Source organism: Mesorhizobium sp. M7A.F.Ca.US.002.01.1.1, from assembly GCF_004022955.1.
Lineage (GTDB): Bacteria > Pseudomonadota > Alphaproteobacteria > Rhizobiales > Rhizobiaceae > Mesorhizobium > Mesorhizobium ciceri.
Window position 1 is genome coordinate 1 of sequence record NZ_RZQE01000796.1, and the last position, 1,693, is coordinate 1,693.

A 1,693-nucleotide genomic window follows, 5' to 3' on the forward strand; every position below is an offset into this window, starting at 1 on the left:
GAAAAATGGAACATGCCCCGTTCCCCCGCCAGCACGTGTTCCCCCGCCAGAATCAGCGGCATCGCGACAGCCATCCCAGCCATCATCAGTGCGCCACCGCCGCCGCCGCCGCCTCGTCGATGAGCCGGCCGGTGCGGAAGCGCTCGATGGTGAAGGGCGCATTGATCGGATGCGGATCGTCTTTGGCGATGGTGTGGGCAAAGACATGGCCCGAGCCCGGCGTCGCCTTGAAGCCGCCCGTGCCCCAGCCACAATTGACATAAAGCCCGGGCACCGGCGTCTTGGCCAGGATCGGCGAGCGGTCGGGCGTGACGTCGACGATGCCGCCCCACGAGCGCAGCATCTTCATGCGCGTGAAGATCGGGAACATCTCGCAGATGGCGTCCAGCGTGTGCTGCAATATGTGCAGGCCGCCGGTCTGCGAATAGGAGACATACTGGTCGGTGCCGGCGCCGATCACCAGCTCGCCCTTGTCGGACTGCGAGATATAGGCGTGCACCGTGTTCGACATGACCACGCAGGGCACCACCGGCTTGACCGGTTCCGACACCAGCGCCTGCAATGGATAACTCTCCAGCGGCATGCGCACGCCGGCCATGTTCATGATCACTGAGGAATGGCCGGCGGCAACGACGCCGACCTTCTTGGCACCGATGAAGCCGCGCGTCGTGTCGACGCCCAAAACCGCGCCATTGGCCGCCCGCTTGACCCCGGTGACCTCGCAATTCTGAATGATATGGACGCCGCGCGCCGAGGCGCCGCGCGCATAGCCCCAGGCAACCGCATCGTGGCGCGCCGTGCCGCCGCGCCGCTGCAGCGCCGCACCGACCACCGGATAGCGCGCATCCCTGGAGGTGTTGAGCGGCGGGCAGAATTCCTTCGCCTGCTCCGGCGTCAGCCACTCATTGTCGATACCGTTCAGCCGGTTGGCGTGCACGTGGCGCTTCAGCACCTGCACGTCGTGCACATTGTGCGCGAGCATCATGACGCCGCGCGCCGAATACATGACGTTGTAGTTGAGCTCCTGGCTCAGCCCATCCCACAGCTTCAGTGCATGGTCGTAGATGCCGGCGCTCTCGTCATAGAGATAGTTGGAGCGGATGATGGTGGTGTTGCGGCCTGTGTTGCCGCCGCCGAGCCAGCCCCTTTCCAGCACCGCGACATTGGTGATGCCGTGAACCGTGGCGAGGTAATAGGCGGTGGCCAGGCCATGGCCGCCGGCGCCGACGATGATGACGTCGTATTCTTTCCTGGGCTCAGGCGAGGACCACTGTTCTTCCCAGCCCTTGTGGCCGCGCATGGCTTCACGGGCGATGGCGAATACCGAATATTTCTTCAACGTCCCAACCTCGCCCCAAAAAGGCTTCGCGAATGGCGGCCGGCGTTCAGTCGGTCCCGGCGCGCGAGGTGTATCACTAGCGAAACAGCGCTTCCACCCTTGCGCTGTTTGCGACGGCGCTTGCCGTTTTGCGCCGTGGTGAAAAAGACGCATCCGGCGCGTCGGCGCTTTCCAGCATCTTGGCGGGTATCGGGTGGCTCGCCTGGCCTCGATCTGCGACCAAGCATCCCAACTGCCGGTCAAGCCGGCGCGAAGAAAAGGATGCAAAAATGTTCGCACTCGCAAACAAGATCGCCATCGTCACCGGCGCCAGTTCCGGCATCGGCCGCGCCACGGCAAAACTCTTCGCGGAGG

At 64.3% G+C, this 1,693-nt stretch carries 2 protein-coding genes; both read right to left on the reverse strand.

Going from position 1 to position 1,693, the window contains the following annotated elements:
• Nucleotides 1-85 precede the first annotated feature (85 nt).
• Nucleotides 86-1,339, reverse strand: coding sequence for a sarcosine oxidase subunit beta (locus EN932_RS35525; protein ID WP_063168974.1), 1,254 nt, complete (start codon nt 1,337-1,339; stop codon nt 86-88).
• A 76-nt stretch (nt 1,340-1,415) separates the two neighbouring features.
• The gene (locus tag EN932_RS38575) at nt 1,416-1,661 is read right to left on the reverse strand and encodes a hypothetical protein (RefSeq protein WP_206519289.1); all 246 of its coding nucleotides are present in this window, start codon (nt 1,659-1,661) and stop codon (nt 1,416-1,418) included.
• Nucleotides 1,662-1,693: the final 32 nt, after the last annotated feature.

Coding starts and splice junctions, on each gene's coding strand:
- EN932_RS38575 (WP_206519289.1), bottom strand. CDS start 1,661: ATGCCGGAACTGGCGCCGGTGACGATGGCGATCTTGTTTGCGAGTGCG.